Origin of the sequence: Myxococcus sp. AM011, from assembly GCF_013372595.1 — a bacterium.
Lineage (GTDB): Bacteria > Myxococcota > Myxococcia > Myxococcales > Myxococcaceae > Myxococcus > Myxococcus eversor.
The window spans coordinates 1-6,727 of the sequence record NZ_JABXEM010000411.1 but is presented as its reverse complement, the minus strand read 5'-3'; the positions used below and the strand labels follow the sequence as shown (position 1 = coordinate 6,727).

Below are 6,727 nucleotides of genomic sequence, written 5' to 3'. Positions count from 1 at the left end.
CCAGGGCCCCTGGTGTCTGGGGCGAGAAGCTGGGAGACGCAGACGCCGGCAAGGTGTTCGACCACCTCCAGCAGTTCGGGAGCGTGAACGAGGCGGAGCTGGTCCAGTTGCTCGGCCACCCGCGCAAGGCCCGCGCCTTCGCCGCGCGGTTCGACTCGTTCCGGGACAAGCTCACCTTCGACGTCCAGGTGATGACCACCGCGGACGGCAAGCGCTACCAGCGCCTCTGACCAGACCGGCCCTACTCACGGGTTCCATCTGACGGGGCGGTTGCCTCCAGGGCCGCCTCGCGCTCGACGGCCCTCTTGCGCTCCTCCCAAGCACTCAGGGCGGATGCCACATGATGGAGAGAGTGGCGCTGCAGTCTTGGGTGGTGCACCGCGAAGTAGTGCTCCCCGGCGATTGCCACGAAGGAATAGGGATTGGCTGGGTGACTCATCAACCACGCCTCTGCCTCCGCGCGTGTGGCAAAGGAAGGCCGCTGTGAGGGAATTCCCCTGGCGGTCAGTGCCTCCAGCGCCGGCTCGATGGGATAGTCGCGATACATGCCGCGCGTATTGTCCTCTCTGTCATACCAGAATTGAAAATACTCATCGCCAATGAGGATACGGGCCGGGCTCGGGGGTTCTGCGACACCCTTCAGCCAGGCTTCCGCCTCCTCGTGGCGAGTGAAGTGCGCGATGGCCACGGGGGCGTGGTCGAGGTGATGGCTGAAGAAGTCCTCGACATCATCGAGCTGTCCAGTCTCCGCGATGAAGTTGAGGAGGGCGATGAGCACGAGCACGGGCTTCTGTTCGGGCTCAGGCGTTTCGCCCAGGGTATGGAGCAGCAATTCCACCGCCGGTTGCGCGAGCGTATTCTTGTGCGCCCGCAGGCGTGCGCTGACGTGGCGCTGTTCCGTGGGTTCCGTCCGCGTGAGGGCATCTTCGAATCGGTAGACCTGCCCTGTGGCATGGACGAAGTAGCTGAGTGTGCGCAGATAGAGCCAGAGCTTCTCCTCCTCCGCGCGCCCCTTCAAAGCTGCTGTCTGCCGCCGGGACGCGATGAGAATCGCCGCTTCTGCAAGGGCCTCATCGGTTTTCACCTGCATGCCTCCGCGATCTGGATGTCGGGGGGCAGCGCCGGGAAGCTTTCCGCCATGACCAGGAGTGGCGCCAGAACGAGTGCCGCTCCCCCTGAGCCAGCGACCACCACGGCGAAAGCCACACCGGCAATGACCACGACAGCACCCACGACGAACTCCGTGCGATGCCTCTTGATCCACTCAATGGCAGGATCTATCGCATCGAACTCGGCCGCGTACTGCTCTGCCCACTCACCGCGTCCCTTCTTGCACTCAATCAAAGCCTCCATGCAGTTGCTCGGACACCACCAACTTCTGGCGATGCGCCACGGCCTTGCCTGCGTGTCCATGAATTTACGATGACCAATGACGAAGGGTCGGCTGCTCGCGAGACAGTCCTTCACGCACTGGTCATGTCGACCATCGCAGTACGCATTCAAGGCCGAGGAGGAGACGCGCACGAGATTTCGGCGGGTGTGTCTCGTGCTCAAAGTGTGCTGGAACTTCGTCAATTCGAACTCTCTCAGCGGAATCCAGGCATGCGCCACTTGCCCATCCGGTCGTTGCTCGAAAACGAGCGCGTACCTGACCAGGTCATGGGGGCCCGTAGGCCCGGCCAGCGAGGGGCGCGTCGGAGTCGCACCGCAGGCACCGAGCATGAGGGCAAGGCTCACCGCCATCACCCTCCGTGTCACTGAGGCTCTTCTCATGTGGGTGGCATCTCCCGAGTTTCTCCACCGTCCAGGGCAGCGCAGGTTGCCGCATCATAAGGCCCACCGTCACCCGACGTCCCGTGGGAGCCACTGGACGAGCGGGACGACAAGGCGTAGGTCGTGCCGCGATAGTGTGACAGGAACCGTCGCCGCCCGACTGGAGACCCCACCATGCCCCTGAGCCAGCGAGACACCGACCACGTCTTCCAGTGCCTCCGAGGAGGGACGGTCCCCGAGCGGGGGCTGGAGACCTTCGCCGTGGGTATCGAGCGCGAGCGCGGCGAGCTGCACCGGATGCTGGACCTCACCCGAAGTGGCGAAGGCGCGGTCAAGTTCCTCCGGGGCGGCTACGGCTGCGGAAAGACGTTCCTGGCCCGGCTGACCGCGGTGGACGCCCAAGAGCGCGGCTTCGCCACCAGCTTCGTCGTCGTCTCCGACAACGACCTGCACTTCCACCGGTTCGACGACGTCTACCGGAAGGTGGTGGGCAACCTCAGCACCAGCGCATGTCCCCTTGGAGCGCTCGCGGACATCCTCGACCGCTGGGTCGCCAGCGTGGAGGCGTCGCTCATCGCCCTGGGGAAGGACCCGGACGCCCCCGGCTTCGATGCCTCGGTGCTCGCGAAGCTGGACGAGGAGCTGGTCGCCCGGACGCGGAACGAGGTGCCAGCCGACTTCGTGCGCGTGGTGCGGACCATCTTCGAGCTGAAGCAGAAGGGGCAGCTCGCCGAGGCGTCCGCCCTGCTCTCCTGGCTTTCCGGAAGCGAGAACATCGCGGCAGGCGCCAAGAAGCTGGCGGGCATCAAGGGAGAAATCCAGAGCACCGACGCGCTCGCTTACCTGCGGGGCATCCTCGCCATCGTGAAGGGTGCTGGCTATGCGGGGCTCGTCATCGTCATCGACGAGGCAGAGACCATCCTCCGGATGAAGGCAGACGTGCGGCAGAAGTCGCTGAACGGCATGCGGCAGATCCTCGATGCCGCGAGCGGATTCCATGGACTGCTCTGGGTGTTCACGGGCACGCCCGACTTCTTCGACACGAATCGGGGCGTGAAGGGGCTCCAGCCGCTGAACGAGCGCATCGCGTTCACCCAGGTGGACGGCTTCGCGCCGCTCAAGCAGCCGCAGCTCGCGCTCAAACCGTTCGACCAGAAGCGGCTGAAGGAGGTCGGGATGAAGCTCCGCTCCATGTACCCGACCACCGACCGCGCGCACTTCGAGACGACCGTCAACCCGGACTACCTGGACCTGCTGGTACGGGAGGTCTCCGAGGGACTGCGCGCCGACGTGGGCGTGGTGCCTCGGCAATTCCTCCGGAGGCTGGTGAGCGTGTTCGACATCGTCGAGCAGGAGCCGGACTTCCGGCCGGCGCCGGGCAAGCCCCCCATCGAGCCGGCACTCACGCACACCGAGGCGAGCCTCCGCGAGGGCAGGCCCGAGTACCCGCCAGAGCCGGGCGAGGACCGGGGCTACGAAGTCGTGAACTTCTGAGGGGCTCCATGAGCGTCTTTTCCCGGTTCCCTCCTCGGCTGCAGGAAGCCATCGTCAGCCGTCTCGGCTTCACCGGGCTCAGGCCAGTCCAGGAGCTGGGGGCGCAGGCGTTGCTGGACGGAAAGAACGCGGTCGTCCTCGCTCCCACCGCCGGAGGGAAGACGGAAGCCTCCATCTTCCCCTTGCTGGCGGAGCTGATGGAGCGGCCCGTCTCAGGCGTTGGCGCGCTTTACGTGGCGCCCATCAAGGCGCTCCTCAACAACCAGGAGGAGCGACTCGGGACGTACACCGAGATGGTCGGGCTGCGCCGCTTCGTGTGGCACGGAGATACGCCGGACCGGGCGAAGCGGGCCTTCATCAAGGAGCCCTGCGAACTCCTGATGACCACGCCGGAGTCGCTCGAGGTGATGCTCATCTCGCCGCGTGTTCCCGTGCAGGCGCTGTTCTCGCAGCTCAAGTACGTGGTCGTGGACGAGGTCCATGCGCTTGCCGGGACGGACCGGGGGGCGCACCTGCTGTCGGTCATCGAGCGGCTGGCGGCGCTGGGGGGCGGAGACGTACAACGAGTAGGCCTGTCCGCCACCGTGGGAAACCCGGAGCAGATCCTCGCCTGGCTGAAGGGGTCCTCCCACCGCGAGGGAGCCGTGGTGGACCCGCCCAGGCAGCCCACACAGCGGAAGCTCTCGGTGGCCTATCCGGGGAGCGTGGCGGACATCGCACGCGCGGGGGCGACATTGAGTCGCGGGAAGAAGAGTCTCTTCTTCTGCCAGACGCGCTCGCTCACGGAGGCCGTGTCGGAGCGGATGCGGGGTCAGGGTACCGACGTCTTCGTGCACCACAGTTCGGTCTCGCTCGAGGAGCGGAAGCTCGCGGAGGAGCGGTTCCATCACGGCCGGGACGCGTGCATCGTGTGTACGTCCACGCTCGAGCTGGGCATTGACGTGGGCGACCTGGACGCGGTGCTGCAGGCCAACGCGCCTTCCACCGTGTCGTCCTTCCTTCAGCGAATGGGCCGGACGGGGCGCCGCGCGGGACAGGTCGCGAACATGGCGTTCCTCTGCGAGGAAACGGACTCGCTGTTGCTCGCGGTCGCGCTCATCGAGCAGGCGCGTACAGGCTGGGTCGAAGCCGTTCCCCTGCAGTCACGCTGCTGGGCCGTCCTCGTGCAGCAACTCATGGCGCTCTCGCTCCAGTTCGGGGCCATCTCCCCCGGGGACGCCTGGACGCAGCTGTCGCGGGTGCCCGACTTCCAGGGCATCTCCGCCACTGAGTTCGAGGCGCTGCTCCGGCACCTGGTCGCGACAGAGTTCCTCTTCGAGTCCGGCGGCAAGCTCTCGCTGGGGGACCGGGCCGAGCGGCTCTTCGGGCGGAAGAACTTCGCCGAACTGTACGCGGTCTTCACGAGCCCGGTGATGTACCGGGTGCTCGCGGGCGCGCAAGAGCTTGGCTCCATCGAGCCTGCTTTCGTCGAGCGCCTGGTGGAGGGCATGAGCTCATTCCTGCTGGGCGGCCGGGCCTGGGCGGTAGACGCGGTCGTCCACGGGGACCGGGAGGTGCACGTGCGCACCGCGCCAGCGGGCAAGAAGCCCACCTGGGGGGGATTCATGCCGCAGTTCCTTGGCCGTGAGGTGTGTCAGCGCATCCGGGCCGTGCTGCAAGGGGACGCGCCCCTTCCCTACCTGGAAGAAGGAGCTACCCGGGCCTTGCAGGCACTGAGGGATGACCTCGGCCCGCTCCTGCGCAGGGTGGGGCCCGCGGTGCAGCTCGATGACGACGGGAACGCGCTCTGGTGGAACTTCGCCGGAGGGCGCATCAACCACACCTTGAAGTACGCGCTGGAACTCGCGCACGGATGGAAGGTCGTTCCGGACAACTTCTTCGTGAGAATCAGCGGCGCGGGCGCGTCACACGAGGCGGTCGCACGGGGGCTGGAGGAGGCTGCTCGGGAGGAATTCTGGTCCGCGCCCGGCCGCATCCAGGCCATCGCCGCACGAATCCCTCCCTACCGGCTGAGCAAATTCCAGGACGCCCTGCCCTCGGCCGCAGTGGCCGAGATGCTGGGCAATGCGTTCCTCGACTTGAACGGCGCGCGGCAGGTTCTCGGCGCTCGCTGACAGGAAGTCGCTGCCACGACGTACCCCCGCAAAGTCGAAGGCCCTGGAGTCACCGGCTTTCACCGGAAACTCCAGGGCCTTCAGTTGGTCGGGGCGACAGGATTTGAACCTGCGACCACTTGCACCCCAAGCAAGTGCGCTACCAGGCTGCGCTACGCCCCGAAAACCGCGGTTGCTGCCGCCGTCGTGAAACGGTGCGCCCTTATGCCCCTACACAACGCCCAGGTCAAGCAGGAGCAGCAGGCCGCGTTGGGAAAACTCACCCTTCTGAATCTTCCATTCCCTCTTCGTCGAAGTCCTCGCCCCGAGCCTCGGCCGCGTCCGCGGCTGCTTCCTCGCGAGCGTCGATCTCCGCGTGATCTTCCGGCGGGGCCTCCCCGTTGAGGGCGCTCTTCAACACCTGGCTCGGCCGGAAGGTCAGCACCCGACGGGCCGAGATTTCAATCTCCTTGCCCGTCTGCGGGTTGCGACCCACTCGCGCCTTCTTCTGGCGCACCTGGAAGTTGCCGAACCCGGAGACCTTGATCTTGTCCCCACGCTCCAGCGTCTCCTTGAGCGTGTCGAACACGAGCTCCACGATTTCGGCCGACTCCTTCTTCGAGAAGCCGACCTTCTCGTAGACGCCCTCGATGATGTCCGCCTTCGTCATGCGAATCCTCGGGATGCCCCCACCCTCAGCACGGTGAACGCCCAAATACTGTGGCAGCCTTCCCGAAGGCAAGTCAACCCTCTGACTTCATTCAGGAATTCAGGCACGCAGAGCGGCACCCAGGCGCTGGTTCACCTCGCTGATGATGCGCTGGTGCGCCTCCGTGACTTCCACGTCGGTCAACGTCCGCTCCGCCGAGCGGTAGCGCAGCGCGTACGCCAGGTTCTTCTTCCCCTCGGGGATCGGCTTGCCCGTGTACACGTCGAACACCAGCGCGTCCTCCACCAGCGGCCGCCCCACCTCCAGGATCACCTTCCGCACCGAGTCGTTCGCCAGCTCCACCGGCACCACCACCGCCAGGTCACGGAGCACCGCGGGGAACTTCGGCAGCGAGTGATACTCGGGCACCAGCCGAGCCGCCGAGTACAGCGGCTCCGTGTCCAGCTCGAACACGAACACGCCCTCGGGCAACCCCAGCGCCTTCACCACGCGCGGGTGCAGCTCACCCACATGGCCGAGCACCGTGCCGTCCGCCAACTTCACCTCCGCGCTGGCACGCGGGTGGTACGCCGACGGCCCACCGGGCGACCAGGTGACACCCTCCACCCGCAGCGCTCCCAGCACCGCCTCCACCGCGCCCTTGGCGTCGTAGAAGTCCGCCCGGGCATCCTTCTGCGTCCAGCTCCGGCCCCCACCC

6 protein-coding genes, 1 tRNA gene and 1 pseudogene are annotated in these 6,727 nt (G+C 66.4%); 3 read left to right on the top strand and 5 right to left on the bottom strand.

Going from position 1 to position 6,727, the window contains the following annotated elements; translation table 11 throughout:
* The coding region (locus HUW62_RS44850; RefSeq protein ID WP_176437934.1) for a hypothetical protein at positions 1 to 230 on the top strand (230 nt) is incomplete at its 5' end.
* A gap of 11 nt (positions 231 to 241) precedes the next feature.
* Here the strand turns inward: HUW62_RS44850 and HUW62_RS44845 are convergent.
* Positions 242 to 1,090, bottom strand: a complete 849-nt coding sequence (locus HUW62_RS44845; RefSeq protein ID WP_255203995.1) for a hypothetical protein — start codon at positions 1,088 to 1,090, stop codon at positions 242 to 244.
* Complete coding sequence (locus HUW62_RS49420; protein WP_255203994.1) at positions 1,081 to 1,773, bottom strand: hypothetical protein; 693 nt, start codon at positions 1,771 to 1,773, stop codon at positions 1,081 to 1,083. Before HUW62_RS49420 ends, HUW62_RS44845 begins: the two co-directional genes overlap by 10 nt.
* Positions 1,774 to 1,947: 174 nt before the next feature.
* Between HUW62_RS49420 and brxD the strand changes: the two genes are divergently transcribed.
* Complete coding sequence (gene brxD / locus HUW62_RS44835) at positions 1,948 to 3,267, top strand: BREX system ATP-binding protein BrxD (protein ID WP_176437933.1); 1,320 nt, start codon at positions 1,948 to 1,950, stop codon at positions 3,265 to 3,267.
* A gap of 8 nt (positions 3,268 to 3,275) precedes the next feature.
* The gene (locus HUW62_RS49765) at positions 3,276 to 5,381 is read left to right on the top strand and encodes a DEAD/DEAH box helicase (protein ID WP_176437932.1); all 2,106 of its coding nucleotides are present in this window, start codon (positions 3,276 to 3,278) and stop codon (positions 5,379 to 5,381) included.
* 85 nt (positions 5,382 to 5,466) lie between these two features.
* Here HUW62_RS49765 and HUW62_RS44825 read toward each other — a convergent pair.
* The 3 genes and pseudogenes from HUW62_RS44825 to HUW62_RS44815 form a co-directional block, all read right to left on the bottom strand.
* Positions 5,467 to 5,543, bottom strand: a tRNA-Pro gene (locus HUW62_RS44825).
* A gap of 97 nt (positions 5,544 to 5,640) precedes the next feature.
* Positions 5,641 to 6,030, bottom strand: coding sequence for an integration host factor subunit alpha (locus HUW62_RS44820; RefSeq protein ID WP_141640623.1), 390 nt, complete (start codon positions 6,028 to 6,030; stop codon positions 5,641 to 5,643).
* Between the two features lie 99 nt (positions 6,031 to 6,129).
* Positions 6,130 to 6,727: pseudogene (locus HUW62_RS44815) on the bottom strand (phenylalanine--tRNA ligase subunit beta); the annotation flags it as partial.

Bases quoted from the DNA above. Each gene is read 5' to 3' on its own strand.
- HUW62_RS44845 (WP_255203995.1), bottom strand. From the start codon at position 1,090: ATGCAGGTGAAAACCGATGAGGCCCTTGCAGAAGCGGCGATTCTCATC.
- HUW62_RS49420 (WP_255203994.1), bottom strand. From the start codon at position 1,773: ATGAGAAGAGCCTCAGTGACACGGAGGGTGATGGCGGTGAGCCTTGCC.
- brxD (WP_176437933.1), top strand. From the start codon at position 1,948: ATGCCCCTGAGCCAGCGAGACACCGACCACGTCTTCCAGTGCCTCCGA.
- HUW62_RS49765 (WP_176437932.1), top strand. From the start codon at position 3,276: ATGAGCGTCTTTTCCCGGTTCCCTCCTCGGCTGCAGGAAGCCATCGTC.
- HUW62_RS44820 (WP_141640623.1), bottom strand. From the start codon at position 6,030: ATGACGAAGGCGGACATCATCGAGGGCGTCTACGAGAAGGTCGGCTTC.